We start from the raw sequence: 25,316 nt of genomic DNA, 5'->3' as shown, positions 1-25,316 counted from the left end.
TCGAGCCCGCGCCCGACGGTGCCCTCACGCCGTGCGTGACGCGCACGCCCGGTCTCGGCCTCCATTGTCCCCCCGGCCGGCCGATCATGGCAGGCACCCCGGCGACTCCTGGTGTGCCCCGCGCCACTCCTGTGCACCTCCGACGCAGGAGTCCCCCCGGCCGGACCCGTTCCGCTGACGGCTGCACGCGGCTCCGCTCCGGTGTTACGTTGCTCGGATTGACCAGCGGTGACCCCGCGAACAGCGGGTCGCGAAGACGAGCACCGGGAGCAACTGTGTCCACCCCCACTGACGAGCAGGACCAGGGCGTCTGGCTGACGCAGGAGGCCCACGACCGGCTGCGAGCCGAGCTCGAGCAGCTGGTGGCGAACCGACCGGCGATGGCCAAGGAGATCAACGACCGCCGCGAGGAGGGTGACCTCAAGGAGAACGGCGGCTACCACGCGGCCCGCGAGGAGCAGGGCAAGGCCGAGGGCCGGATCCGGCAGCTCACCGACCTGCTGCGCAAGGCCCGGGTCGGCCAGCCGCCCACGACGGCGACCAACGCCGCCGTCGGCACGGTCATCACCATCGCCTTCGACGGCGACGAGGACGACACCGACAAGTTCCTGCTGGGCTCGCGGGAGATCGCCGGCACCACCGACCTGACCGTCTACTCCCCCGAGTCTGCGCTGGGTGCGGCGATCGTGGGCGCCGCGCCGGGCGCGACGGTCACCTACCAGGCACCCAACGGCAAGGACATCTCGGTGAAGGTCCTGGCCGTCGAGCCGTTCATCCCCTGACCCCCGGGCCAGGGCGGTGACGGGCACGGAGTCGACGGACACGGACGGGACGAGCACGGTGGACGGCGGGCGGGCGCGTTCCCGGCGGGCGGAGAACACCACCTTCGTCTGCGGGCACTGCCAGACCCTGGTGCCGGCGAACACCGACGGGCACTACCGCAACCACTGCCCGTGGTGCCTGTGGTCGCTGCACGTCGACGAGCTGCCGGGCGACCGGGCCAGCGAGTGCCGGCAGCTGATGGAGCCGATCGGCCTCGTCGAGAAGTCGGGCAAGGGCTGGCAGGTGGTGCACCGCTGCACCGCCTGCGGCCACCGCCAGCCCAACCGCCTGGTCCGGGACGGCGCCGCCCCGGACGACCTCGACCTGGTGCTCGCCCTCCCCTGGCTCTGACCCGGCGGTCCCGCCGGACCGCCGCCGCGGCTGCGGCCCGCCCGCGCCGCAGCGGCGCATTGCACGCTCTTCGTCCGCGCTGCTCGTGCTGCAGCGCGCGCAGAGCGGACGAAGAGCGTGCAATGCGGCCCTGAGCCCGCGCCCGCGCCCGGGCGCGGCGGGCGCCGGCCGCGGGGGCCGGCGCCGCGGGCGTCAGGCGACCGGGGCCAGGCCCCTGCGGCGCAGCAGGGGGCCGGTGTCGGCGGCCCGGCCGCGGACGGCGGCGAAGGCGCCCAGCGGGTCGACGGAGCCACCGCGGGAGAGCAGCTCGCCGCGGAAGACGTCGCCGTTCTCCCGGCGCAGCCCGCCGTTCTCCTTGAACCACTCGACGGTGTCGGCGTCCAGCACCTCCGACCAGATGTAGGAGTAGTAGCCGGCCGAGTAGCCGCCGGCGAAGACGTGCTGGAAGTACGTCGTCCGGTACCGCGGCGGCACCAGGTCGAAGGCGACGCCGGCGTCGGCCAGCGCCTGCGCCTCGAAGGCCTGCGCGTCGCTGACCTCGGTGTCCGGCCCGATCCGGTGCCAGGCCTGGTCGAGCAGCGTGGCGCCCAGGTACTCGACGGTCGCGAACCCCTCGCCCCACAGGGCCGCGGCCTCGAGCGCGTCGACGGTCTCCTGCGCCAGCGGCTCCCCGGTCTCGACGTGCTTGGCGTAGTGCGCCAGCACCTCCGGCCACAGCGCCCACATCTCGTTGACCTGACTGGGGAACTCCACGAAGTCGCGCGGCACGCTGGTACCGCTGAACCGCGGGTAGGTGACCGCCGAGGAGAGCCCGTGCAGCGCGTGCCCGAACTCGTGGAAGAGCGTCGTCACCTCGTCCAGGGTCAGCAGCGTCGGCTGACCGGCTGCGGCCCGGGTGACGTTGAGGCAGTTGAACACCACGGGGCCGGTGTCCAGCAGGCCGGACTGGCTGACGAACGAGCTCATCCAGGCCCCGCCGCGCTTGCCCTCCCGGGCGAAGAAGTCACCCAGGTAGAGCCCGATCGGCCGCTCGTCGGCGAAGACCTCCCAGACCCGGACGTCGGGGTGGTAGCCCTGCAGGTCCGGACGCGGGGTGAAGGTGAGGCCGTAGAGCAGCTCGGCGGCGCGGAACACCCCGTCGACCAGGACCCGGTCCAGCTCGAACCACGGCCGCAGCGCGGCGCTGTCGACGGCGTAGCGCTCGGCGCGCACCCGCTCGGAGTAGAACGACCAGTCCCAGGCGGCCAGCTCGACGCCATCGGCAGCGGCCACCTCGGCGAGCACCTCGGCCTCGGCCTTCGCGTTGGCCATCGCCGGCGGCACCAGCGCACCGAGCAGCTCGTCGACGGCGGCCGACGTGCGGGCGGTCTGGTCGGCGGCGATCAGGTCGGCGTGGGTGTCGAAGCCCAGCAGCTGCGCCCGGACCGCGCGCAGGTGCGCCATCTCCACCGCGATCGGGCCGTTGTCGTGCTCGCCGGCCGAGGCCCGGGTCAGCGACGCCTCGTGCAGCCGGCGGCGCAGCTCCCGGTTGCGCAGCTTGGCCATCGCGGGCTGGCCGCTGGGCAGCACCAGGGTGAGCAGGTACCCGCCCTCGTGGCCGCGCTCGGCGGCGGCGCCGGCGGCGGCCTGCACCTCGGCAGGGCTCAACCCGTCCAGCTCGGTCTGGTTGGTGACCAGCACCGCCGCCGCCTCGGTGGCCACCACCAGGTTCTGCCCGAAGGTCGTGGACAGCTCCGACAGTCGCTGGTTGAGCTCGCGGAGCTGCTCGCGGCCGGCGTCGTCCAACCCGGCCCCGGCGAGGACGAAGTCCAGGTGGTAGCGCTCCACCAGGCGCAGCGACTCGGCGTCCAGGCCCGCCTCGTGCCGGGCAGAGTGCACGGCGTCGATCCGGGCGAACAGCGCCGGGTCCAGTCGCAGCGCGTCGGAGTGCGCCGCCGACAGCGGGGCGACCTCCCGCTCGATCTCGCGCAGCCGGTCGCTGGACATCGACGACGACAGGTTCCAGAAGACCGCCTCCGCCCGGCCGAGCAGCTGACCGGAGCGCTCGAGGGCCACGACGGTGTTCTCGAACGTCGGCTCGGCCGGGTCGGCCAGCAGGGCGGCGACCTCGGCCCGCTGCTCGGCCATCCCGGCCAGCAACGCCTCCCGGCAGTGCTCCAGCGAGATGTCGGCGAACGGCGGCAGCTCGTAGGGCAGCGCCGACGGGGCGGCCAGCGGGTTGGACGCGGACAGGGACGCGGGGTCCGGCGAGGGAGCCGGTGCAGTGGTGCTCATCCCGCTCATCTTCGCCCCCGTGCCCGGTCGGCCGTCACCCGACAGCCGACCGGAGCCGAGGCAGCCCCTCCGTCAGCGGCTGGCGGTGCGCAGGTAGGCCCGGACGGCCAGCGGCACGAAGACCACCAGGATCGCGACCGTCCACAGCACGGTGTACAGCGCCGGGTTCTGCAGCGACCAGACGTCGGGGACCGGAACCCCGGCGGGGACGTTGCCGAACAGCTCCCGGGCCGCCTGGACGACGGTGGAGACCGGGTTCCACTCGGCGAACGCCCGCAGCGGCGCCGGGAAGCTCTCCAGCGGGACGAAGGCGTTGGAGGCGAAGGTCAACGGGAAGATCACGATGAAGCTCGCGTTGTTGACCACCTCCGGGGTGCGGACCAGCAGGCCGACCAGCGCCATCAGCCAGGAGATGGCGAACGCGAAGACGAGCAGCACCAGGAACCCGCCGATCGCCTCCCCGATCGAGGAGTTGATCCGCCAGCCCACGGCGAGCCCGGTCAGCGCCATCACCGTGATCGAGATGACGTTGAGCCCCAGGTCGGCGACGGTGCGGCCGATCAGCACCGCCGACCGGGACATCGGCAGCGACCGGAACCGGTCGATCAGCCCCTTCTGCAGGTCCTCGGCGATGCTCGCCCCGGTGACGGTGGAGCCGAAGACCACCGTCTGGGCGAAGATCCCCGGGAGCAGGAACTCGGCGTAGCTGATGCCCGGCGGCAGGTTGATGGCACCGCCGAAGATGTAGCGGAACAACACCACGAACATGATCGGCGACAGGGTCGCGAAGACGATCAGGTCGGGGACCCGCTTGACCTTGATCAGGTTCCGCTTGGTGATGACGACGCTGTCGGAGACGGTCTCGGCCAGGGTGGTCATGACTGCGCTCCTGCGCTGACGGTGGCCGAGTCCTCGGCGTCGGTCGTGGTGTCGGCGTCCTCGGCGGAGCGCCCGGTGAGGGTGAGGAAGACGTCGTCCAGGTCGGGCCGGCGCAGGCCGATGTCGAGCACCTGCGCGCTGGTGCCGGCGAGCCGGCGCAGCGCCTCGGCCAGCGTGTCGGTGCCGCCGGTGACCGGCACCGACAGCCGCCGGGTCTGCCGGTCGGCGTGCAGCTCGCCGTGGGCGAGCGGGCGCAGGGCGTCGGTCACCACCACGAGCTGCTCCACCGTGCCCACGGTGAGCTCCAGCCGCTCGCCGCCGACCTGGGCCTTCAGCTCGTCGGCGGTGCCGCGGGCGATCACCTTCCCCCGGTCGATGACCACCATCCGGTCGGCCAGCCGGTCGGCCTCCTCCAGGTACTGGGTGGTGAGCAGGATCGTCGTCCCGTCGCTGACCAGGTCGGCGATGAACTCCCACATGCCCAGCCGGCTGCGGGGGTCGAGCCCGGTCGTCGGCTCGTCGAGGAACAGCACCCGGGGCCGGGCGATGAGCGAGGCGGCGATGTCCAGCCGGCGGCGCATGCCGCCGGAGTAGGTCTTCGCCGGGCGGTGCGCCGCGTCGGCCAGGTCGAAGCGCTCCAGCAGCTGGCCGGCACGCGCCTTGGCCTCCCGCTTGCCCAGCCGGTACAGCCGCCCGACCATCTCCAGGTTCTCGTGCCCGGTCAGGTACTCGTCGACCGCGGCGTACTGGCCGGTCAGCCCGATCATGGCCCGCACCTGGTCGGCCTGGGTACCGACGTCGAGCCCGACCACCTCCGCCCGGCCCGCGTCGGGCTGCAGCAGGGTGCTCAGGATCCGGACGACGGTGGTCTTGCCGGCGCCGTTGGGCCCCAGCAGCCCGAGGACGGTGCCCTCGGACACGGTGAGGTCGACCCCACCGAGCGCGGTATTCTCCCCGAAGCGCTTCACGAGCCCCTCGACGACGACGGCATCGGTCATGCCGCGCACGCTAGGCCCGCCGACCGACAGTTCTCACTGTCTTTTCCGGGCACCCGGCGGGTCCGTTCCATGAACAACTCCTCCGACGACGCACGGTCTGTCCCGGCCGCCGCGGCGCGACGGCTCAGGGGTGCAGACCCGCCCCGCGGGGAGAACTCATCGGTCGCGTGGATCAGTCGACGCGCGGGGCGTACCCGGCGGCGGACAGCGCGGCCAGCACGTGCTCGGCGTGGTCGGGGCCGCGGGTCTCCAGGTGCACGCCGACCTCCACCTCGCCCAGCACCAGGCGCGGCGTCAACCGCTCGTGCTCGACGGAGAGCACGTTGGCGGCCAGCCCGGCCAGCTCCCGCAGCAGCCCGGCGAGCGAGCCGGGCCGGTCGGGCACCTGCACCCGCAGCGACAGGTAGCGCCCGGCAGCGGCCATGCCGTGCTGGACGACCTTCATCATCAGCACCGGGTCGATGTTGCCGCCGGAGACGACCGCGACGACCGGTGGGGCGAACGCGGCCGGGTCGGCCAGCAGCGCGGCCACCGCGGCGACCCCGGCCGGCTCGACCACCAGCTTGGCCCGCTCCAGGCAGAACAGCAGCGCCCGGGAGAGGTCGCCCTCGCTGACCGTCACGACGTCGTCGACCAGGCCGGAGACGTGCGCCAGCGTGAGGTCGCCGGGCGCGGCGACGGCGATGCCGTCGGCCATCGTCGCCATGCTGGTCAGCGGTACCGGACGGCCGGCAGCCAGCGAGGCGGGGAAGGCGGCCGCCATCTCCGCCTGGACCGCGACCACCCGGACGTCGGGCCGGCGGGCCTTCACCGCCGCGGCGATCCCGGAGACCAGGCCGCCGCCGCCGGTGCAGACCACCACCGTCGCCACGTCGGGGCACTGGTCGAGGACCTCCAGGCCCACGGTGCCCTGCCCGGCGATGACGTCGGGGTGGTCGAAGGGGTGGATGAAGACCGAACCGGTCCGGTCGGCGAACTCCACCGCCGAGACGATCGCCTCGGTGAGGGTCTCCCCGCCGAGCCGCGCGTCCGCGCCGTAGCCGCGGGTGGCGGCGACCTTGGGCAGCGGGGCGCTCTCCGGCATGAACACGGTCGCGGCCGCACCGAGCTCGCGGGCGGCCAGCGCGACGCCCTGGGCGTGGTTGCCGGCGCTGGCCGCAACCACGCCCCGGGCGCGCTCGGCGTCGCTGAGCCGGGCGATCCGGGTGTAGGCGCCGCGGATCTTGAACGAGCCGGTGCGCTGCAGGTTCTCGCACTTGAGCCACACCGGGCCACCGACCCGTTCGGCCAGTGCCCGGGAGTGCTCCAGCGGCGTCCGGCGCACCACGCCGTCCAGCAGGTGCGCGGCCGACTCGACGTCGGCCCCGCTGACCAGGGGGACTGCACCGGGGACGGACACGCCGTCGATCTTCGCAGTCCCCAGGTGCGCGGGCCGACGGACACCCGGCTGTCACAGGTCCGTCGTACCGTGGTCGAGGTGACGGACGCCGCACTGACGGGGACCTCCCAGTCCCCCACCCCTCCCGCTGCCCAGGCTCCTGCTCCGACGACGTTGGGCGAGCTCCGCGTCAGCGGAGCCACCCCCCGGCCGGTCAAGGCCGAGATCCGCCAGAACCTGCTCGCCCGGCTGGCCGCCGGTGAGCCCACCCTGCCCGGCATCGTCGGGTTCGAGGACACCGTCGTCCCCGAGGTGGAACGGGCGCTCATCGCCGGGCACGACCTCGTGCTGCTCGGCGAACGCGGCCAGGGCAAGACCCGGCTGATCCGCACCCTGGTCGGCCTGCTCGACGAGTGGACCCCGGTGCTGGTCGGCAGCGAGCTCAACGAGCACCCGCTGCAGCCGATCAGCGTCTGGGGGCACCGGCAGGTCGCCGAGCACGGCGACGCGACCCCGGTCGGCTGGCTGCACCGCAGCGAGCGGTTCGGCGAGAAGCTGGCCACCCCCGACACCAGCGTCGGCGACCTGATCGGCGACGTCGACCCGATCAAGGTCGCCGAGGGCCGCACCCTGGGCGACCCGGAGACGGTGCACTACGGGCTGGTGCCACGCACCAACCGCGGCATCTTCAGCGTCAACGAGCTGCCCGACCTGGCCGAACGGATCCAGGTGGCCCTGCTCAACGTGCTGGAGGAGCGGGACATCCAGATCCGCGGCTACCGGGTGCGGCTGCCGCTGGACCTGCTGCTGGTGGCCAGCGCCAACCCCGAGGACTACACCAACCGCGGCCGGATCATCACCCCGCTCAAGGACCGGTTCGGCGCCGAGGTGCGCACCCATTACCCGATCGAGCTCGCCGACGAGGTGCGGCTGCTCGAGCAGGAGGCGCAGACCACCTGGCTGGGCGGCAGCGGCGAGTTCGCCACCCCGCTGGTGCCCCAGCACCTGGTGGAGATCGTCGCCCGGTTCACCCGGCTGGTCCGCGAGTCCAGCCACGTCGACCAGCGCTCGGGGGTCAGCGCCCGGTTCGCCATCGCCGGGCTGGAGACGGTGGCCGCCTCGGCGGTGCGCCGGGCCGCGGTCGCCGGGGAGAGCCGGCCGGTCGCCCGGGTGGTCGACCTGCCCAGCATCGTCCCGGCCAGCCGCGGCAAGGTGGAGTTCGCCGACGCGGGCAACGATGCCGACGACGACCGCAGCCTCGAGGTGCTCGAGCACCTGCTCCGGCAGGCCACCGCCCAGACCTTCCGGGCCCGCTGCGGCGGCCTGGACCTGACCGGCCTGCAGGAGCACTTCACCGGCGGGGACACCGTGGAGTCCGGTGACCTGGTGCCGGCCGCCGTCCTGCTCGGGCAGCTGGGCACGATCCCGCACCTGGCGCAACTGCTGGGCCGGCTGGGGGTCCCCGAGGGGGAGCAGTCCGCCGAGCAGGCCGCCGCCGCCGTCGAGTTCGCGCTCGAAGGGCTGTGGCTGACCCGGCGGCTGGCCAAGGACACCGACGGCTCGCGCACGGTCTACGGAGCCTGACATGCCGCAGCGACGGCACGGCGGGTACCGGTACGGCAAGTGGCGGGGCGGCCCCGACCCCCTGGCGCCGCCCTACGACGTGGCGGCCGCGGTCGACGAGATCGGCGACCAGGTGCTGGCCGGCAGCGGCGTCCGGGAGGCGATGCGGGACCTGCTGCGCCGCGGCGTCGACGGCCGGCGCGGGCTGGACCAGCTGCGCCGCAACGTCCGGGACCGGCTGCGGCAGGCCCGCGAGGCCGGCCGGCTGGACGGCACGCTGGAACAGGTCCGGGAGCTGCTGGACCGGGCCGTCGAGGCCGAGCGGACTGCGTTGTTCCCCGATCCCGACGACGCGGCCCGGCTGGCCGAGGCCGAACTGGACGCGCTGCCGGAGGACACCGCCGGGGCCGTCCGCGCGCTCAAGGACCACGCCTGGCGCTCCCCGGAGGCCGCCCGGGCCTACCGGGAGATCGAGGACCTGCTCCGGCAGGAGGTGCTGGACAGCTCCTTCCAGGGGATGAAGCAGGCCTTGCAGCAGATGCAGGACGGCGACGGCGCTGCGATGCAGGCGGTCAAGGACATGGTCGCCGACCTGTCCGCGCTCGTCGACGCGCACAACCGGGGCGAGGACACCGACCAGCAGTTCGCCGACTTCATGGCGGAGCACGGCCAGTTCTTCCCCGACGACCCCCAGTCGGTGGAGGAGCTGATCGACTCCCTCGCCCGCCGCGCCGCCGCGCAGGAGCGGATGATGGCCGGCCTCTCCCCCGAGCAGCGCGCCGAGCTGCAGGACCTGATGGGCCAGGCGATGGGCGACCTCGGGCTGCAGAGCGAGATGGCGCACCTGTCCGACGCGCTGCGGCAGGCCCGGCCGGACCTGCCGTGGGGCCAGCGCGGCCCCGTCCCGGACGGGGACCAGCCGCTGGGGCTGGGCGACGCGACGACCGCCGTCGCCGAGCTCGCGGACCTGGAGGCGCTGTCCCAACAGCTGTCCCAGGGCTACGCCGGCGCCTCGCTCGCCGACGTCGACGAGGAGCTGCTGGAGCAGGCGCTGGGCCGATCGGCCGTCGACGACCTCGCCGCGCTCCGCCGGCTGGAACGCGAGCTGGAGCGGCAGGGCTGGCTCGACCGCTCCGAGGGGGCGCTGCAGCTCTCGCCCAAGGCGGTCCGCCGGCTGGGCGCCACGGCGCTGCGCCGGGTCTTCGCGAAGCTGTCGGCCACCGGCCGCGGGGAGCACGACGTCGCCGACGCCGGCGCCGCCGGGGAGCTGACCGGCGCCTCGCGGGAGTGGCGCTTCGGCGACGAGCAGCCGCTGGACGTCGTCCGCACGGTGCGCAACGCGGTGCTGCGCAGCGCCGGCAGCCCCCGCGAGGAGGGCCAGCGCCGGGTGCAGATCGCCGTCGAGGACTTCGAGGTGGTGGAGACCGAACGGCGCACCGGGGCCGCGGTGGCGCTGCTGGTCGACCTCTCCTACTCGATGGCCCTGCGCGGCACCTGGGGCGCGGCCAAGTCGACGGCGATGGCCCTGCACTCGCTGGTGACCACCCAGTTCCCGCAGGACGCCATCGAGATCATCGGCTTCTCCTCCACCGCGCAGGTGCTGCGCCCGGAGACCCTGGCCGAGCTGAGCGTGGACACCCTGCAGGGCACCAACCTGCAGCACGGCCTGATGCTGGCCCGCCGCTTCCTGGCCCGGCACCGGGACGCCGAGCCGGTGGTGCTGGTGGTCACCGACGGCGAGCCGACCGCCCACCTGGAGGACGACGGGACGCCGTACTTCTGCTGGCCGCCGATGCCGGAGACGATCGCCCGCACGGTGGCCGAGGTGGAGCGGGTGGCCCGCTCCGGCGCGACGCTCAACGTCTTCGCCCTGGACCCCGAGCCCGGGCTGGTCGAGTTCGTGCACGACATCACCGCGCGAGCCGGCGGCCGGGTGTTCCAGCCCGACAGCGAGCGGCTCGGCGAGTACGTCGTCGCCGACTACCTGCGCGCGCGCCGCGGCCGCCGCGGCCGGTGACCGAACGTAGCTGCCCGGTGCGCAGACGACGGGCTGAGCCGGGATCGGGGAGACTGTTGTCGTGACCACCGAGGCGGAGACCGGGACGATCACCATCGAACAGGTGGACGCGGCGACCACCTACCCGCTGCGCGCCCAGGAGCTCCGTCAGGGTCGGCCGGTCGAGATCGACGAGGACGACGCCCCGTACACGCTGCACCTGGCCGCCCGGATCGACGGGGACGAGGTGGTCGGCGTGGTCCGCTTCCACCCGCGCGACTGCCCCTGGCGGGAGGGCGAGGGCTCCTGGCAGCTGCGGGGCATGGCCACCGATCCGCGGGTGCGGGGGCTCGGGGCCGGCCGGGCCCTGGTGGCCGAGGGCCTGGCCCGGGTGTCGGCTCTCGGCGGGCAGCTGGTCTGGTGCGATGCCCGGGCGTCCGCCGTCGGTTTCTACGAGCGGCTGGGTTTCGCGTTCGTCACCGAGGAGTACGACCTGCGGCCGGTGGGCGGGCACCGCGGCATGGTGATCGAGCTGCCGATCAGGTGACCGGGTGGGCTCCGCTGGAGCTGACCCCGGGGATCTTGCCGGAGCGGAAGGCGTTGACGAAGAGCCGGTGGTCGGCGCGGGTCCGCTCGGCGTAGGAGTGCGCGAAGGCGGTCAGGTCGGCGATGAACTCCTCCCGCCGGTCGCCGATCATCTCGGTGATCGCCTCCTCGGTCTGGAAGTCGACCAGCTCGTGGTCGCTGTCGGCGTCCCCGACGCAGTGCATCTTGGCCGTGGCCCGCCCCAGCTGGGCGACCACCGGCAGGATCTCCTCGGGCTCGGTCAGGTCGTCCCAGTCCAGGTCCAGCTCGTAGGGCGAGAGCTCGGCGACCACGAAGCCGATGCCGTCGATCTCGGTGTGCCCCAGGAACGACGAGGCGTAGGACTGCAGCGCCCGCTGGCTCATCGCCGTCCGGTGCCCCTCGTGCTCGAAGTGCCGGCGGATCTCCGGGTCGGTCACCACCCGGCTGGGGGCCGGCACGTTGCCCTGCTTCATCGACAGGACGACGTCGTTCTCCAGCGCCTGGTCGTACCCCTCGATCAGCACGTTGTAGGCCGGCAGCCCGGCGCTGCCGATGCCGAAGCCACCGGTGGCGACGACGTCCTTGACGTCGTAGGTCACCTCCCGACGGCGCTTGCCCGGCGGCAGGGTCTCCCGGTAGCGCTCCACCGCGGCCAGCACACGGTCCCGCTCGGCGTCGTCCAGCCGGCGGGTGCGCGGGCGGTCGGCGAAGCGGCGCTGGTGCCCCTCGATCACCGTCATCCGCTCCAGCAGGGCGATCCGGGTGTGCTCGGTGGTCTCCAGGACGAGCTCGTGCACCGCACCCTCGGTGTTCTCCCGGCGGAGGGCGAAGGAGCGGTCGTCGTCGGCGGCGACGAAGGCGTGCACCTGGTCCAGGTAGGACTCCAGGTAGCGGCGGAGGACGGCGTCGATCACGTCGTCGCCGAGGGCCTTGCGCCAGGCGAGGAGGGCGAAGCTGGCGGCGAACCGGCGCACGTCCCAGCTGACGTGGCCGAGGTAGGCCTCGTCGAAGTCGTTGACGTCGAAGACGATCCGCCCCTGACCGTCCATGTAGGTGCCGAAGTTCTCCGCGTGCAGGTCACCCTGGATCCACACGCGCGACGTCCGCTCGTCACACCAGCGGTCCTCCAGCGTCGCCATGTCGGCGTAGAACAGGCACGCCGACCCGCGGTAGAAGGCGAACGGGTCCGCCGCCATCTTGCGGAACTTGGTCCGGAAGGCATCGGCGTCGGCGGCCATCAGGCCGGAGAAGGCGTCGACGAGGACGTCGACGATCTGCTGCTGCCGGTCGTCGGGGTGCTCGCCAGCAGGGGTGATCTCGGTGCGGTCGGCCACGGCACAACCGTAGGGGGTGGCTAGCCTGGAGATCAGCACTCTCGACCGCGCCATGCGGCCGGGGAGCCGGGGAGAGGGGACGGGCCGCGTGACGCGAGCGAGCAGGGCGCGGCGGCTGGCGACCGGTGCCGCCTACGGCGGTGGCGGCGTCGGGCTCGCCGGAGCCGCCCTGGTGACCCTGCTGCGCGAGGAGGCGAGGGCCGCCCGGCGCCGGGTCAAGGCGAACCCGTCCGACGCCGACCCGCCCACCGGCAACGGCGTGTACGGCCGTGGCCGCGGCAAGCCGATCGTGCTCGCGGTGCTCGGCGACTCCAGCGCCGTGGGGCTCGGGGTGGACAGAGCCGGGGAGACCCCTGGTGTGCTGATCGCCGCGGCACTGGCCGAGCTGGCCGAGCGGCCGGTCCGGCTGGCCAAGTTCGCCCGGTCCGGGGCCGTGTCCAAGGACCTCACCGCCCAGGTCGACCAGGCGTTGCTCGAACGGCCGGACGTCGCCCTGATCATGATCGGCGCCAACGACGTCACCAGCCGGGCCCGGCCCGCGGACTCGGTGCGGGCGCTCGCCGAGGCCGTGCGCCAGCTGATCGCCGCCGACTGCCAGGCCGTCGTCGGCACCTGCCCCGACCTGGGCACCATCCGGCCGATCGCCCAGCCGCTGCGGGTGCTGGCCCGGCGCTGGAGCCGCCAGCTGGCCGCTGCGCAGACGATCGCCGTGGTGGCCGAGGGCGGGCGCACCGTCTCCCTCGGCTCGGTCCTCGGTCCCTCGTTCGCCAGCGACCGGACGCTGTTCAGCCACGACGAGTTCCACCCGTCCGCGGCCGGCTACGCCGCAGCCGCCGCCTCGCTGCTCCCCTCGATCGCCGACTCGATCGGCGTCTGGCCGGCGGCAGCCGACCGCGGCCTGCGGCTGCGCCGGGACACCGTCCGGCCGGTCGCCCAGGCCGCGGCCCGCGCCGCCGGCCGGTCCGGCACCGAGGTGCAGCCGACCGCCGTCCGCGGGAACGAGTCCGGTCCCCGCGGCCCGTGGGCCCGGCTCCGCCGGCGGCGCCCCCCGGACATCTCGACGCCGGAGCGCGCGGACGAGTCCGCCCTCGAGGTCGCGCCGCACTGAGCTCCACGCCACCGTGGGTGGCGCAGCTACCCGGGGGTAGGTTCGGGAGGCATCTGACGTCCGTCGCCGCCCTCGAGGTGGCGCGCCCTCATCGTGGAGGACCCATGCCCGAAGCCGTCATCGTCGCCGTCGCCCGATCCCCCATCGGCCGCGCGTTCAAGGGGTCGCTGAAGGACTTCCGCCCGGACGACCTGGCCGCGACGATCACCCGGGCGGCGCTGGACCAGGTGCCGCAGCTGGACCCGACCGACATCGACGACCTGATGCTGGGCTGCGGGCTGCCCGGCGGTGAGCAGGGCTTCAACATGGGCCGGGTCGTCGCCGTCCTGCTGGGGATGGACCACCTGCCCGGGACGACGATCACCCGGTACTGCTCCTCCTCGCTGCAGACCACCCGGATGGCGCTGCACGCGATCAAGGCCGGCGAGGGCGACGTGTTCATCTCCGCCGGCGTCGAGTTGGTGTCCCGCTTCACCAAGGGCAACTCCGACGCCATCCCGGACACCCACAACCCGCGCTTCGCCGACGCCGAGGCCCGGGTCGCCAAGACCGCCGAGAGCGGCGCGGAGAGCTGGCAGGACCCGCGCGAGGACGGCGAACTCCCCAACGCCTACATCGCCATGGGCCAGACCGCGGAGAACCTCGCGCTGCTCAAGGACGTCTCCCGCGCCGAGATGGACGAGTTCGCCGTGCGCAGCCAGAACCTGGCCGAGCAGGCGATCGCCAGCGGCTTCTGGGAGCGGGAGATCACCCCGGTCACCACGCCGGACGGCACCGTGGTCAGCTCCGACGACGGCCCGCGCGCCGGCACCACCCTCGAGGCGCTCGCCGGGCTGAAGCCGGTCTTCCGCCCCGACGGCCGGGTGACCGCGGGCAACGCCTGCCCGCTCAACGACGGCGCCGCCGCGCTCGTGATCATGAGCGACCGCAAGGCGCAGGACCTCGGCATCACCCCGCTGGCCCGGATCGTCTCCACCGGTGTCACCGGGCTGTCGCCGGAGATCATGGGCTACGGCCCGGTCGCAGCCTCGCAGCAGGCGCTGGCCCGGGCCGGCATGTCCATCTCGGACATGGACCTCGTGGAGATCAACGAGGCCTTTGCGGCGCAGGTCATCCCCAGCTACCGGGACCTGGGCATCGACATCGACAAGCTGAACGTGCACGGCGGCGCGATCGCGGTCGGGCACCCGTTCGGCATGACCGGCGCCCGGATCACCGGCACGCTGCTCAACGGGCTGCGCGCCCGGGACGGCCAGTTCGGCCTGGAGACCATGTGCGTCGGCGGCGGCCAGGGCATGGCGATGGTGCTGGAGCGCCTCTCCTGAGCGCATGACGACCAGTTGATCATCGGCATCTGGCTCTTCGGCACGCCGCCGGGCACCGCCGGATGCCGGTGATCAACGCAGCAGGACCCGCACGAACGACCGTGGCCCGGCCCCCTCGCGGGGACCGGGCCACGGTCGTTGGTGTGTCAGGCCCCGGGACGGGGCCCTGCGATCACTCGCGGAAGTAGCTGAGCAGCCGCAGGATCTCGATGTACAGCCAGATGACCGTGACGAGCAGGCCGAAGGCGATGTACCAGGCGAACTTCGGCTCGACGCCGCGGCGGATCGCCTCGTCGGCCATGTCGAAGTCCAGCAGCAGCGTGAACGCCGCGACGCCGATGACGACGATGCTGAAGATGATGGCCAGCGGGCCACCGTCGCGCAGGCCCAGGCCGCCCGGGATGAAGAAGCTGGCGACCAGGTTGACGATCACGAGCGCCAGGACGCCGAAGAGCGCGCCCACGATCCACCGGGTGAGCTTCGGGGTGACCCGGATGGCGCCGGTCTTGTAGACCACCAGCATGCCGGCGAAGACACCGAAGGTGCCGATGAGCGCCTGCGAGACGATGCCGCTGTACTGGTCGTTGAACGTCTCGCTGATCGCGCCGAGCGCGACGCCGTAGAGAGCGCCGTACGTCAGCGTCGCGACCGGGTTGGCGACCTGCTTGAACGCGATCACCAGGCCGAGGACGAGGGCGACCAGGACGGCCGGGAGCGTCAGGCCCAGCGCGAGGCTGTCCGGCAGCACGGCCCAGGTCACGGCCGCGGAGAGCACCGTCACGAGGAAGCTGAGGCCGGTCTTGGTGACGACGTCGTCCATCGTCATGTAGGCGCGGTCGGTGGCGGCGTACGGCGACGGTGCGGCGTACGGGTCGTGCTGGGTGGGTGCCCCGCCGTACGTCTGCTGCGGGGCGGAGCCCCAGCCGGCGGACGGGCCGTTGCCGGCTGCCGGGAGGCCCCGGAAGGCCGGGTTGCTGCTGGGCATCGTCATCTCCTCGAGGTGACTGGTCGGGCCGTGGGGCTCAGTTCGTCCGCCCCACGCTGTCTGGTGTAACGCCAGGTCAGTGCCGGTAGTTCCCGTTGGCCCCGGACCACCCGGACGGGTGCCCCCGGTCGGGTTCGAACCGACACCGGAACCCTTTTAAGGGGTCTGCCTCTGCCGATTGGGCTACGGGGGCGATCGCGCCAAGGGGCCCGCAGGCCCGCCCGGGACCCTAGCTGGCCCGGGGGCCCGACTGGTCCAGGTCCGCCTCGCTCTGGTCCCCTGGGGCATGGCTCGGCGGCGGGATCGACGGGGCCTGGCCGCCGGTGGCCGCGGCGACGAACTCCCGCCGCGGGTTCTGCAGCTGCCCGAGCGCGATCACCTCGCGGCGGAACACCGAGGCCAGCGCCCAGTCGGCGACCACCCGGACCTTGCGGTTGAGGGTGGGCACCCGGCTGACGTGGTACGCCCGGTGCATCAGCCAGGCCGGCCGGCCCTTGAGCTTGACCCCGTAGACCTGGGCCACCCCCTTGTGCAGCCCGAGGCTGGCCACCGACCCGGCGTAGGCGTGCCGGTACTCCACCGGCTGTTCACCGTTCAGCACGGCCACGATGTTGTCGGCCAGCCGCTTGGCCTGGCGCACCGCGTGCTGGGCGTTCGGGGCGGTGGTGGCGCCGGGCTCGTCCTTGGTCAGGTCCGGGACGGCGGCCAGGTCACCGGCCGCCCACGCGCCGGCCAGCACCGCGCCGTCCGGGCCCTCGACCTGCAGCGTGGCCCGGCAGCGCACCCGGCCGCGCTCGTCCAGGGGGAGGTCGGTCTGGGCGAGCATCGGGTGCGGCTTGGTGCCCGCCGTCCACACCAGGGTGTCGCTGGCGAACTCGTCGCCGTCGCCGGTGCGGACGACGCCGTCGTCGGAGACGGAGTCCAGCGTCGTGTTGAGCTTGACCTCCATCCCCCGTGCCTGCAGCTGCTGCACGGTCCAGGCACCCATGTCGGCGTCGACCTCAGGCAGGATCCGGCCGGTCGCCTCGACCAGGACCCAGCGCATGTCCGCCGGGGAGAGCCGGGGGTAGTAGCGCTCGAGCGCGTAGCGGGCCATGTCCTCCAGCTCGGCGAACGCCTCGATCCCGGCGTAGCCCCCGCCGACGAAGGTGAAGGTGAGCGCCCGCCGGCGCACCTGCGGGTCGTCGGTGGAGCTCGCGGCGTCCAACCGGGCCAGCACGTGGTTGCGCAGGTAGATGGCCTCGCCGACGTTCTTGAAGCCGATGCCGTGCTCGGCGAGACCGGGGATGGGCAGGGTGCGGGCGACCGAGCCGGCGGCCATCACCAGCACGTCGTAGCGCAGCTCGAAGGAGTCGCCCTCGGCCGGTGTCACCGTCGCGGTCCGGTCGGCGTGGCTGAGCCCGGCCACCGCACCGGTGATCACCCGGCACTGCTCCAGCGTGCGCCGCAGCGGGACGACGACGTGCCTGGGCTCCACGGAGCCGGCCGCCGCCTCGGGCAGGAAGGGCTGGTAGGTCATGTGCGGCTGGGGGTCGACCACGATGATCTCCACCCGACCGCGGCGGAGCTTCTTCTGCAACCGCAGGGCGGTGTAGAGGCCGACGTAGCCGCCGCCCACGATCAGGATCACCGGTCGCTGGGCCATGACCTCACCGTAGGCCCGCCGGGGCCCCGGCAAACCCCTGGCGGCTGCGTCAGTCTGCGGCGGCCAGCTCCTTCGCGCGGCTGAGCACCGCGTCCAGCATCGGCTCGGTGAGCCTGCCGGTGAAGGTGTTCTGCTGGCTGACGTGGTAGCTACCGAGCAGGGTCAGCGGGCCGCTCGGGCCGGCCAGCGACACCTCCACGCCGTGCCCGAACGCCGGCCGCGGCCGCGGCAGCGGCACCCCGGCGCCGGCCAGCACCGGCCACAGCGCGGTCCACCCGAACCCGCCGAGCACCACGACCACCCGCAGCCGGGGCAGCAGCGCCAGCTCCCGGGCCAGCCAGGGGGAACAGGTGTCCCGCTCCTCCGGGGTGGGGGCGTTGGCCGGCGGCGCGCACCGCACCGCAGCGCACACCCGGACGTCGGTGAGCTCCAGCCCGTCGTCCCTGGCCACCGACGTCGGCTGGTTGGCCAGCCCCGCCCGCCACAGCGCGGCGAAGATCCAGTCGCCGCTGCGGTCACCGGTGAACACCCGGCCAGTGCGGTTCCCGCCGTGTGCGGCCGGGGCCAGGCCGACCACCCCGATCCGCGCGTCGGCGGGCCCCAGCCCCGGGACCGGGCGCCCCCAGTACTCCTCCGCCCGGAAGGAGGCCCGCTTGACCCGGGCCACCTCCTCGCGCCAGGTCACCAGCCGCGGGCAGGCCCGGCAGCCGGAGATGCGTTCGTCCAGCACCGCCAGCTCACGGCTGCCGGCGGCGGCGCGGACGACCCCGGCCGGGCTGCGGGTGACGGGGTAGCCGTCGGCGTCGCGTGCCACCCGGACAGCACAGCACGCGACTGCGAAGCGCGCGCCGACCGCCCCCACGGCATGATCGGGGGGTGGCGAAGAAGCAGAAGGTGAAGACCCCGTTGCTGTACAAGCTGCTCGGCCCTGCGATGGCCATCCCGGCCGGGATCGTGGTCAAGAAGCTCGCCGACACGACGTGGGAGAAGGTGCGCGGCTACCCGCCGCCGAAGAACCCGACCGCACCCGGCGTCAGTTGGCCCGACGCGCTGGCCTGGGCCGCGGTCTCCGGCGCGCTGTACGCCGCCGGCCGGCTGGTCGCCGCCGCCGGTGCCGCCACCGTCTACGAGAAGATCACCGGCAGCCTGCCGCCGGGCGTCAACGCCGACAGCGCCGCCTGAAGAAGCAGGAGGACCCCCTCCTCCCCACCCTTCGCAAGCTCAGGGCGGTGCCCTGGAGGGGGCCGCTGCCCACCGCTCGCAAGCTCGCGGCGGGACCCTGCAGGGGGGCCGCCGTACGGCCCTGACGCCGCAGGCGGCGTCAGGGCCGCGCGAGGCGGAGGGCGATGCCGTCGAGGATGTCGTGCTCGCTGACGACGACCTCGTCGAGGTCGAACGCGTCCATGACCACCCGCAGCACCAGTGCGCCGGCGCCGATCACGTCGACCCGGCCCGGGTGCATGACCGGCGAGGCGGCCCGCCGGGCCCGGGTGGCGGTCAGCAGGCCGGCGGCGACCGAGCGGACGGCGCCCACCGGGATCCGTGACCCGTGGATGGCGACCGGGTCGTAGGCGGGCAGGCCGAGCGCCAGGGCCGCGACCGTGGTCACCGAGCCGGCCAGCCCGACCAGGGTCGCGGCCTCGCCGACCGGCACCGCGGCGGCGACCAGTTCCAGGGCTGCGCGCACGTCGGCCTCGGCGGCCTGCACCTCGTCGGGGGGCGGTGGGTCGCTGCGCAGGTGCCGCTCGGTCAGCCGGACACAGCCGACGTCCACCGACCGGGCGGACCGCACCCCGCCGGCGTCCCCGAGCACGAACTCCGTCGAACCGCCGCCGATGTCGACGACCAGGTACGGCGGCCGCGGGGCCGCCGAGCCGTGGGCCTGCGCGGCGGCGGCCAGCGAGGCGGTGGCCCCGAGGAAGGAGAGCTCGGCCTCCTCCGTGCCGGTGACCACGTCGGGCAGCTGGCCCAGGGTGGCGGTCACCATCGCCTCGAAGTCCTCGCGGTTGGCGGCGTCCCGGCTGGCGCTGGTGGCCACCATCCGCACCCGGTCGGCGCCCAGCTCCCGGGCCTGGGCGGCGTACTCGGCGAGCACCAGGCGGGTGCGCTCGATCGCCTCGGGCGCCAGCCGGCCGGTCGCGTCGACTCCCTGACCCAGCCGGACGACCTCCATCCGCCGGAGCAGGTCGGTGTGCGGGCCCTCGACGGGCACGTCGGCGACCAGCAGGCGGATCGAGTTGGTGCCGCAGTCGATCGCGGCGACCCGGGTCACGCCTGGTCCCGGACGTCGGCCGGGTCCTCGGGTGAGGGCTGGGCGCACGGACCGGCCGCCCACCACTCCCCCATCTCCGCGACCGCCCGGTCACCGATCGGGTTCACCCCGGGCCCGGCGGCCAGGGCGTGACCGGCCAGGGCGTGCAGGCACTTGACCCGGTCGGGCATCCCCCCGGCGCTGGCCCGGGTGGGCAGCACGTCGCGGGAGTCGCGGGTGGCGAGGAACGACTCGTGCGCCGCGCGGTAGCCCGCCGCCAGCTCCAGGTCGGTGGCCAGTTCCGCCTGCCAGTCCCGCATCCTCCCGGCCGACTCCAGCCGGCTGGCGGCGGCGGTGGCCCGCGGGCAGGTCAGGTAGTACAGCGTGGGGAACGGGGTGCCGTCCTCCAGCCGGGGCGCGGTCTCGACGACGTCGGGCTGGCCGCAGGGACAGCGGTGCGCGACGCCGACGAGGGCGCGTGGCGGCCGTCCGAGCTGACGGGCGATGACGGCGCGCTCGGCGGCGGTGACCGGCGGCGAGACCGGCGCAGGGTCGGGACTGTGCACGTCCCTAGTCTGCGGGAGGGCCCGGATCGGTCGCCGGGGGGTCGCCGTCGGCTGCGGCGAGCGAGCCGAGCAGCCCCTCGTACCAGGGCACGGGCGCGTTCCGTGCCGTGCTGCCGGCCGGGGGCTGCGCGGTGTCCCCGGGATCGCCGGCGTCCCCGACGACGACCAGCCGCTCGCCGGGCAGCACCATGGTCAGCCGCTCCCGGGCCTGCTGGGCGATGTAGGCCGGGTCGGCCTGGCGGTCCAGCTGGGCCTGGAGGTCGGCGGCGCGCTGGTCGAGCGCCTGCTGCTCGGCGGCCAGCTCGGCCAGCTCCTGCTGCCCGGCCACGTACTGGCGCAGCGGGCCGGCGAGGGTCAGGGCCAGCAGCAGCACCAGCGCACCCAGCAGCACGGCGCGGCCGGTGAACCGCGGGCCGCGTCGGGGTCCGGTGCTCCGGGCCGGGCGCCGGGTGGTGCGGCGGCCCGGCCGGTTGTCGGCCGCGCCGCGGGCACCGGCCCGCACCGGCCGCGACGAGCTCCGGCGGCGGGTGCCACCGGGCCGGGCGCGGCGGGTGCGGGCGGTGCTCACGTCGTGCGCTGGCTCAGCTGCGCGCAGCCAGGCGCGGGAACGCGGCGGCGCCGGCGTAGCGCGCGGCGTCGTCCAGCTCCTCCTCGATCCGCAGCAGCTGGTTGTACTTGGCCACGCGCTCGCTGCGGGCCGGGGCACCGGTCTTGATCTGCCCGCAGTCGGTGGCGACGGCGAGGTCGGCGATCGTGGTGTCCTCGGTCTCCCCCGACCGGTGGCTCATCATCGACCGGTAGCCGCCCCGGTGGGCCATGGTGACCGCGTCCAGGGTCTCGGTGAGCGTGCCGATCTGGTTCACCTTCACCAGCAGCGCGTTCGCCGCGCCGCGGGCGATGCCGTCGGCGAGCCGGGTCGGGTTGGTGACGAACAGGTCGTCGCCGACGATCTGCACGCGATCGCCCAGTTCCTGCGTCATCGACACCCAGCCGGCCCAGTCCTCCTCGTCGAGGGGGTCCTCGATCGAGACGATCGGGTAGGCGTCGACCAGGCCCTTGTAGTAGTCGATGAGGTACTCCGCCGACCGGGTCTGCCCCTCGAAGTCGTAGCCGCCGTCGGTGTGGAACTCGGTGGCGGCGACGTCCAGGGCGAAGGCGATGTCGGTGCCGACGGTGTACCCGGCGGCCTGCACGGCCTCGACGATGAGGTCGAGGGCGTCCCGGTTGCTGGGCAGCGACGGGGCGAAGCCGCCCTCGTCACCCAGGCCGGTGGCCAGGCCGCGCTTCTTCAGCACCGCCTTCAGGGCGTGGTACGTCTCGGTGCCGACCTGCAGCGCCTCGGCGAAGCTCGCCGCGCCGATCGGGGCGATCATGAACTCCTGCACGTCGACGTTGCTGTCGGCGTGCGCGCCACCGTTGAGGATGTTCATCATCGGCACCGGCAGGAGGTGCGCCGAGGGGCCGCCGACGTAGCGGAACAGCGGCAGGCCCGCGGACTCCGCGGCCGCCTTCGCGACGGCGAGGGAGACGCCGAGGATCGCGTTGGCCCCGAGCCGGGACTTGTCCGGGGTGCCGTCGAGCTCGATCAGCCGCTGGTCGACCAGCCGCTGCTCGGCGGCGTCGTAACCGACGAGCTCGGGGCCGATGACGTCCAGGACGCCGTCGACGGCCTGGGTCACGCCCTTGCCGCCGTAGCGGGTACCGCCGTCCCGGAGCTCCACCGCCTCGAAGGCGCCGGTCGAGGCGCCGCTGGGCACGGCGGCCCGGGTGATCGTCCCGTCGTCGAGTGCGACCTCGACCTCCACGGTGGGGTTTCCGCGCGAGTCGAGGATCTCCCGCGCGCCTACTGCATCGATGCTGGCCACGGGCTGCAGCCTAGCCAGCTCCCGGGGTCCTGCGGCACACCCGCGCCCGGAGCGGTCAGGCCGGCGCCCGGCCGGCGCCTGGGACGATGGCCGGCGATGACTCCCCCGCCCCCGTCCCGCCGGCACCGGCGCGCCGTCCGGCAGCTGCTCCTCGGACTGGTCCCCGTGCTGGTGGTGGGGGTCGTCGTGCTGCTCGCGCTGGCGCTGCGCCTGTCCGACGTGCAGGCCCCGCTGTCCGCCGCCGACCGCGCCGCGGCCGCGACGGTCACCGCCGCCGGCACCGCCCCCGAGGGCCGCGGGCTGGAGGTCTCCTTCCGCGACGACGCCGGCCGGGAGCGCAGCGGCACCCTCGTGCTCGACGAACCGCTCGACGTGCCGGTCGGCGCCGAGCTGACCGTGCAGTACCCCTCGGCCGCCGCCGCGGGCGACCCGGTCCGCGTGTACACCGCCGGGGACGCCGCCCACGCCGCCGTCGGGGATGTCGTCTTCGGCCTGGCCGCCGTGGTCCTGGTGCTGCTCACCGTGGCCACGCTGACCCTGGCCCGGCTGCTCAGCCGACCGCGGCTGCGCTCCCGGCCCGCCACCACGGTCACCGCCACCCACGTCGTCGGGAACCAGGGGCTGCTGATGCGCAGCTGGCTGGAGCTGGAGACGCCGGCCGGGCGGCGCTGGCTGCCCACGCACTGGGCACCGGAGCTGGACCGGCTTCCCCCGGGCAGCCGGGTGGAGGTACGGGGTGACCCGGCCCGGGACCGCCTGGTGCTGCCGGTGCTCGACGGTGCCGAGGTGTGGCCGTCGGGGCGGCTGCGCAGCCAGGAGCCGCGCGGTGACGTGCGGCAGGCGCCCGTCGTCCCCGACGCCGTCGAGGTGGGGCTGGCCCGGCAGGCGCGGGCGGACGGCGTCCTGCCCTTCCTCGCCCCGGTGCTGGGCCTGCTGTGGGCCTACGTGGACAGCAGCGGCCTGGCGGGGTTCGTCGTGGCGACCGCGCTGTCGGCGGCCGTGCTGTTCTGGGTCCCCCAGCTGCTGGGCTCGGACCCGCAGGCCACGCGCCAGGGCTGAGGGCGGACCCGCACGTCAGGCGAGCGGGTGCTCGTGGGACTCCTCGTCGATCCGGGCCCGCTCGGCCAGCTCGGCCTCGCTGGGGCCGGTGAAGGCCCGGGAGCGCTCCCGGGCCTCCTGGCTCCCGGTGAACAGGCCGGACTGCGCACCGGCCGGCCGGGTGCCGCCGTCGACCGCGGCCGGCGGCCGCGTCGGCGCGGTGTCCGGGCCGGCGACGCCCTCGTTGCGCACCTTCGGCAGCGCGCTGGGGTGCTCGCGCTGCAGCCACACGACCAGTCCCTCCCGCACGTGGCAGCGCAGGTCGAACAGGGTCGGGCCGTCCTTGGCGCTGACCAGCACCCGGACCCGCACCACGGCCCCGACCGCGTCGGTCACCTGGAGCACCACGACCCGCTCGTCCCACAACTCGTTGCCCAGCACCAGCCGGTCGAGCTCGGCGCGCATCTCCTCCAGGGGCACCGTCCAGTCGACGTCGAGTTCGACCGACCCGAGCACGGCGGACTCCTTGCGGGTCCAGTTCTGGAAGGGCGTCGTCGTGAAGTGGGTGGAGGGCAGCACCAGCCGCCGGTCGTCCCACACGTGCACCACGACGTAGGTGAGCGTGATCTCCTCGATCCGGCCCCACTCGTCCTCGACCACCACCACGTCGTCGACCCGGATGGCGTCGGTGAAGGCCAGCTGCATCCCGGCGAACACGTTGGCCAGCGAGGTCTGGGCGGCGAGCCCGGCCACCACCGACAGCACGCCGGCGCTGGCCAGGATGCTGGTGCCGGCCGCACGGGCCGCCGGGAAGGTCAGCAGCATCCCCGCGATCGCCAGCACCGCGATCACCGCGACGGTCAGCCGGCGGATCAGCGTGACCTGGGTGCGCACCCGCCGGGCGTGCCGGTTGTCGTCGACGTCGACGTCGTAGCGGGCCAGCGCCAGGTCCTCGACGACGAACGCGGTGACCGCGATCAGCCAGGCCACCACGGCGATGAGCGCCAGCCCGAGGACCCGGACGACGACGTCCCGCCAGTCGCCCACGCCGGGCGCGGCGTCCAGCACCAACGTGACCGCGAGCAGCACGAGGAGCACCCGCAGCGGCCGGCGGCCCCGCCGGGACAGGTCGGCCGCCACCGGCGAGGACCCGGCGAGCCGGCGCACCAGCGCCCCGATCGCGACGGCGACCAGCCAGGCCACCAGCGCGGCCCCCGCGACCACCACCAGCAGCAACCAGGTGCTCCGGGGCAGCACGCCGGAGAAGAGGCCGTCGGCGGCGAGGCTGTCGGCGGCGAGCGGGGGCGGGGTGGTCGGGAACGCGGTCAGCGGCACGCGGCGGGAGCTCCTTCGTCGTCGGCGAGCGGCCGGCCACCTCCGCGGCCGGTCGCCGTCCACGCTAGGGGCCGGCCCCGGCACCCGCGTCGCCCGGTGACCCGGACGGGGCAGGTCAGCCGCGCGCGTGGGCCGCCTCGTCGAGCTCGTCGGCGTAGCGGCGGACGGCGGCGCGCAGCGCGTCCTCGGCGTCCCACCCGCGCTGCCGGGCCGCGACGACCAGCCCGAGCAGCTGCTCCCCGAGCTCGGCAGGATCCGCGGCGGCCAGTTCGGCGGCCGGCGGGGTGGGCAGCCCGGCCCGCGCGGCCCGCCCGGCCAGCGCGGCTCCCCACGAGCTGGCCGGCTGCGAGCGCGACACCCCCTCGGTCGGCGAGCGACGCTGCTTCTCGGTCTTCTTGATCTCGTCCCAGCCGCGCTCGACCGCGGCGACGTCCCGGGGACCGGCGTCGGAGAAGACGTGCGGGTGCCGGCGGACGAGCTTGTCGACCAGGTCACCGGCCACGTCGTCGACGTCGAAGCGCCGGCCGGGCTCCGCCTCGGCGGCGACCCGGGCGTGGAAGGCGACCTGGAGCAGCACGTCGCCCAGCTCCTCGCGCATCGCGACCGGGTCGTCGTCGACGATCGCGTCGTAGGCCTCGTGCGCCTCCTCCAGCAGGTAGCCGCGGAGCGAGGCGTGCGTCTGCTCGGCGTCCCAGGGGCAGCCACCGGGCGAGCGCAGCCGGTCCATCACGCCCACGACGTCCAGCAGCCGGGCGCCGGGCGGCTCCGGTGCGCCCGCGACCCGCGGGACGCCCTCCCAGCCGGCGACCTCCTCGGGGATGGCCAGCAGGACGGCGCCGGGGCCCGCCGCAGCCGCCGCGGCCGGGTCGGGGACGTCGGTCACCGCGATCCCCTCCGTCCGCAGCGCCGCGGCGGTGGCGGCAGCGCCGGGCAGCGCCAGCACGGCCGGGGCGGTGGTGACCGCCCGCCAGCCGGCGGCGGCGAGCAGTCCGGGCAGGCGGGGGCTGACGGTGACGAGGAGCGCGACAGGCACCCG

Annotated in this window: 23 protein-coding genes and 1 tRNA gene; 9 read left to right on the top strand and 15 right to left on the bottom strand. The window is 74.5% G+C overall.

The window, feature by feature from the left end; genetic code table 11:
* The first annotated feature begins 275 nt into the window (after positions 1-275).
* Together greA and O2W16_RS16855 are read left to right on the top strand one after the other, a co-directional pair.
* Positions 276-782, top strand: coding sequence for a transcription elongation factor GreA (gene greA / locus O2W16_RS16860; RefSeq protein ID WP_269159973.1), 507 nt, complete (start codon positions 276-278; stop codon positions 780-782).
* Positions 783-840: 58 nt separating this feature from the next.
* Positions 841-1,173 carry an RNHCP domain-containing protein gene (locus tag O2W16_RS16855; RefSeq protein ID WP_269159972.1) on the top strand — a complete coding sequence of 111 codons (333 nt, stop codon included), beginning with the start codon at positions 841-843 and terminating at the stop codon, positions 1,171-1,173.
* A gap of 192 nt (positions 1,174-1,365) precedes the next feature.
* Here O2W16_RS16855 and O2W16_RS16850 read toward each other — a convergent pair whose 3' ends face one another.
* From O2W16_RS16850 to ilvA, 4 genes are all read right to left on the bottom strand, one after another.
* Positions 1,366-3,447 carry a M3 family metallopeptidase gene (locus O2W16_RS16850; RefSeq protein WP_269159971.1) on the bottom strand — a complete coding sequence of 694 codons (2,082 nt, stop codon included), beginning with the start codon at positions 3,445-3,447 and terminating at the stop codon, positions 1,366-1,368.
* A gap of 72 nt (positions 3,448-3,519) precedes the next feature.
* Positions 3,520-4,326, bottom strand: coding sequence for an ABC transporter permease (locus O2W16_RS16845; RefSeq protein WP_269159970.1), 807 nt, complete (start codon positions 4,324-4,326; stop codon positions 3,520-3,522).
* Complete coding sequence (locus tag O2W16_RS16840) at positions 4,323-5,324, bottom strand: ATP-binding cassette domain-containing protein (RefSeq protein WP_269159969.1); 1,002 nt, start codon at positions 5,322-5,324, stop codon at positions 4,323-4,325. The genes O2W16_RS16845 and O2W16_RS16840 overlap by 4 nt, the downstream gene beginning before the upstream one ends.
* 172 nt (positions 5,325-5,496) lie before the next feature.
* On the bottom strand, positions 5,497-6,723 hold the full coding sequence (gene ilvA, locus O2W16_RS16835) for a threonine ammonia-lyase (protein ID WP_269159968.1): 1,227 nt from the start codon (positions 6,721-6,723) through the stop codon (positions 5,497-5,499).
* A 78-nt stretch (positions 6,724-6,801) separates the two neighbouring features.
* Between ilvA and O2W16_RS16830 the strand changes: the two genes are divergently transcribed.
* The 3 genes from O2W16_RS16830 to O2W16_RS16820 all read left to right on the top strand — a co-directional run bounded on the left by O2W16_RS16830 (position 6,802) and on the right by O2W16_RS16820 (position 10,808).
* Entirely contained in the window at positions 6,802-8,286 is a 1,485-nt protein-coding gene (locus tag O2W16_RS16830) for a sigma 54-interacting transcriptional regulator (protein WP_269159967.1), read from the top strand.
* Between the two features lies 1 nt (position 8,287).
* A complete protein-coding gene (locus O2W16_RS16825) occupies positions 8,288-10,282 on the top strand; it encodes a VWA domain-containing protein (RefSeq protein ID WP_269159966.1) in 1,995 nt (664 codons plus the stop codon).
* Positions 10,283-10,343: 61 nt separating this feature from the next.
* Positions 10,344-10,808: a GNAT family N-acetyltransferase gene (locus O2W16_RS16820; RefSeq protein WP_269159965.1), complete on the top strand. Its 465-nt coding sequence runs from the start codon at positions 10,344-10,346 to the stop codon at positions 10,806-10,808.
* On the opposite strand, the gene O2W16_RS16815 is transcribed toward O2W16_RS16820, so the two are convergent.
* On the bottom strand, positions 10,801-12,162 hold the full coding sequence (locus O2W16_RS16815; RefSeq protein ID WP_269159964.1) for a DUF2252 domain-containing protein: 1,362 nt from the start codon (positions 12,160-12,162) through the stop codon (positions 10,801-10,803). The two genes, O2W16_RS16820 and O2W16_RS16815, sit on opposite strands and share 8 nt — an antisense overlap.
* 88 nt (positions 12,163-12,250) lie before the next feature.
* Between O2W16_RS16815 and O2W16_RS16810 the strand changes: the two genes are divergently transcribed.
* Both O2W16_RS16810 and O2W16_RS16805 read left to right on the top strand, forming a co-directional pair.
* A complete protein-coding gene (locus O2W16_RS16810) occupies positions 12,251-13,270 on the top strand; it encodes an SGNH/GDSL hydrolase family protein (protein WP_269159963.1) in 1,020 nt (339 codons plus the stop codon).
* Positions 13,271-13,374: 104 nt separating this feature from the next.
* The gene (locus O2W16_RS16805) at positions 13,375-14,595 is read left to right on the top strand and encodes an acetyl-CoA C-acetyltransferase (RefSeq protein ID WP_269159962.1); all 1,221 of its coding nucleotides are present in this window, start codon (positions 13,375-13,377) and stop codon (positions 14,593-14,595) included.
* Positions 14,596-14,767: 172 nt separating this feature from the next.
* Here O2W16_RS16805 and O2W16_RS16800 read toward each other — a convergent pair whose 3' ends face one another.
* From O2W16_RS16800 to O2W16_RS16785, 4 genes are all read right to left on the bottom strand, one after another.
* Positions 14,768-15,580 (bottom strand): Bax inhibitor-1/YccA family protein, encoded by an 813-nt coding sequence (locus O2W16_RS16800; RefSeq protein ID WP_269159961.1) that lies wholly within the window; start codon positions 15,578-15,580, stop codon positions 14,768-14,770.
* Positions 15,581-15,699: 119 nt separating this feature from the next.
* A tRNA-Leu gene (locus O2W16_RS16795) sits at positions 15,700-15,773 on the bottom strand.
* Positions 15,774-15,809: 36 nt separating this feature from the next.
* The gene (locus tag O2W16_RS16790; protein WP_269159960.1) at positions 15,810-17,225 is read right to left on the bottom strand and encodes an NAD(P)/FAD-dependent oxidoreductase; all 1,416 of its coding nucleotides are present in this window, start codon (positions 17,223-17,225) and stop codon (positions 15,810-15,812) included.
* 49 nt (positions 17,226-17,274) lie between these two features.
* Positions 17,275-18,039 (bottom strand): uracil-DNA glycosylase, encoded by a 765-nt coding sequence (locus O2W16_RS16785; protein ID WP_269159959.1) that lies wholly within the window; start codon positions 18,037-18,039, stop codon positions 17,275-17,277.
* Between the two features lie 62 nt (positions 18,040-18,101).
* Between O2W16_RS16785 and O2W16_RS16780 the strand changes: the two genes are divergently transcribed.
* Positions 18,102-18,407 carry a DUF4235 domain-containing protein gene (locus O2W16_RS16780; RefSeq protein WP_269159958.1) on the top strand — a complete coding sequence of 102 codons (306 nt, stop codon included), beginning with the start codon at positions 18,102-18,104 and terminating at the stop codon, positions 18,405-18,407.
* A 139-nt stretch (positions 18,408-18,546) separates the two neighbouring features.
* On the opposite strand, the gene O2W16_RS16775 is transcribed toward O2W16_RS16780, so the two are convergent.
* The 4 genes from O2W16_RS16775 to eno are packed head-to-tail and all read right to left on the bottom strand — an operon-like array spanning position 18,547 to position 21,907.
* The gene (locus O2W16_RS16775; RefSeq protein ID WP_269159957.1) at positions 18,547-19,497 is read right to left on the bottom strand and encodes a Ppx/GppA phosphatase family protein; all 951 of its coding nucleotides are present in this window, start codon (positions 19,495-19,497) and stop codon (positions 18,547-18,549) included.
* Entirely contained in the window at positions 19,494-20,042 is a 549-nt protein-coding gene (locus O2W16_RS16770) for a DUF501 domain-containing protein (protein ID WP_269159956.1), read from the bottom strand. Before O2W16_RS16770 ends, O2W16_RS16775 begins: the two co-directional genes overlap by 4 nt.
* Before the next feature lie 4 nt (positions 20,043-20,046).
* Positions 20,047-20,610 (bottom strand): FtsB family cell division protein, encoded by a 564-nt coding sequence (locus O2W16_RS16765; RefSeq protein ID WP_269159955.1) that lies wholly within the window; start codon positions 20,608-20,610, stop codon positions 20,047-20,049.
* A gap of 13 nt (positions 20,611-20,623) precedes the next feature.
* Positions 20,624-21,907, bottom strand: a complete 1,284-nt coding sequence (gene eno, locus O2W16_RS16760) for a phosphopyruvate hydratase (RefSeq protein WP_269159954.1) — start codon at positions 21,905-21,907, stop codon at positions 20,624-20,626.
* A gap of 96 nt (positions 21,908-22,003) precedes the next feature.
* Here eno and O2W16_RS16755 point away from each other — a divergent pair, with 96 nt between their 5' ends.
* The gene (locus O2W16_RS16755; protein ID WP_269159953.1) at positions 22,004-22,966 is read left to right on the top strand and encodes a hypothetical protein; all 963 of its coding nucleotides are present in this window, start codon (positions 22,004-22,006) and stop codon (positions 22,964-22,966) included.
* 15 nt (positions 22,967-22,981) lie between these two features.
* Here O2W16_RS16755 and O2W16_RS16750 read toward each other — a convergent pair whose 3' ends face one another.
* The gene (locus O2W16_RS16750) at positions 22,982-24,280 is read right to left on the bottom strand and encodes a mechanosensitive ion channel family protein (RefSeq protein WP_269159952.1); all 1,299 of its coding nucleotides are present in this window, start codon (positions 24,278-24,280) and stop codon (positions 22,982-22,984) included.
* Positions 24,281-24,395: 115 nt separating this feature from the next.
* Positions 24,396-25,313 carry a MazG family protein gene (locus tag O2W16_RS16745; RefSeq protein ID WP_269159951.1) on the bottom strand — a complete coding sequence of 306 codons (918 nt, stop codon included), beginning with the start codon at positions 25,311-25,313 and terminating at the stop codon, positions 24,396-24,398.
* Between the last annotated feature and the right edge of the window lie 3 nt (positions 25,314-25,316).

Origin of the sequence: Modestobacter sp. VKM Ac-2984 (assembly GCF_026967985.1) — a bacterium.
Classification (GTDB): domain Bacteria; phylum Actinomycetota; class Actinomycetes; order Mycobacteriales; family Geodermatophilaceae; genus Modestobacter.
This window is presented reverse-complemented; position numbering and strand designations above follow the sequence as displayed.